Annotated in this window: 1 protein-coding gene; it reads left to right on the forward strand. The window is 66.8% G+C overall.

Going from position 1 to position 853, the window contains the following annotated elements:
• On the forward strand, window positions 1-853 hold an 853-nt coding region (locus O3Q52_RS54515), incomplete at both ends, for an ABC transporter permease (protein WP_269655625.1).

Consider the following 853-nt stretch of genomic DNA (forward strand, 5'->3'; position numbering starts at 1 on the left):
CGGCGACGAGCTCCTCGTCGCCGGCTCCGCCGGCCGCCCCGAAGGACGGCCGGACCTCGGAACGGTCCCTGGCCCGCCGGCTGGCGGCCCGCCCGGAGATCGGCGCACTCATCGCGGCGATCGCCGTGTACGTCTTCTTCTTCGCGGTCGCCTCGCCGTTCCGTGAGGCCGGCTCGCTGGCCAACGTGCTCTACGAGTCCTCCGTCATGGGCATCATGGCCCTGCCAGTGGCGCTTTTGATGATCGGCGGCGAGTTCGACCTCTCCGCCGGTGTCGCCGTGACCACCTCGGCGCTGACGGCGAGCATGTGGAGCTTCCAGCTCTCCATGAACGTGTGGACCGGCGTCATCGTCGCCCTCGTCGTGTCCCTGGCGATCGGCGCGTTCAACGGCTACATGCTCGTACGCACCGGTCTGCCGTCGTTCCTGATCACGCTGGGGTCGTTCCTGATCCTGCAGGGCGCCAACCTCGCCATCACGAAGATCTTCACCGGCAACGTCGCCACCGACTCGATCAGCGACATGGACGGCTTCGACCAGGCCAAGAAGGTCTTCGCCTCCGAGATCAGCATCGGCGGCGTCGACGTCAAAATCACCGTCTTCTACTGGCTGGTCTTCGCCGCCGCCGCGACCTGGCTGCTGCTGCGCACCAAGTTCGGCAACTGGATCTTCGCGACCGGCGGCAGCAAGGAGTCGGCCCGCGCGGTCGGTGTCCCGGTCACCTTCACCAAGATCGCCCTGTTCATGGGCGTCGGCGCGGGTGCCTGGTTCGTCGGGATGCACATCCTGTTCTCGTTCAACACCGTCCAGTCCGGCGAGGGTGTCGGCAACGAGTTCCTGTACATCATCGCCGC

It is taken from the genome of Streptomyces sp. ActVer (assembly GCF_027270795.1).
Taxonomy (GTDB): Bacteria; Actinomycetota; Actinomycetes; order Streptomycetales; family Streptomycetaceae; genus Streptomyces; species Streptomyces umbrinus_A.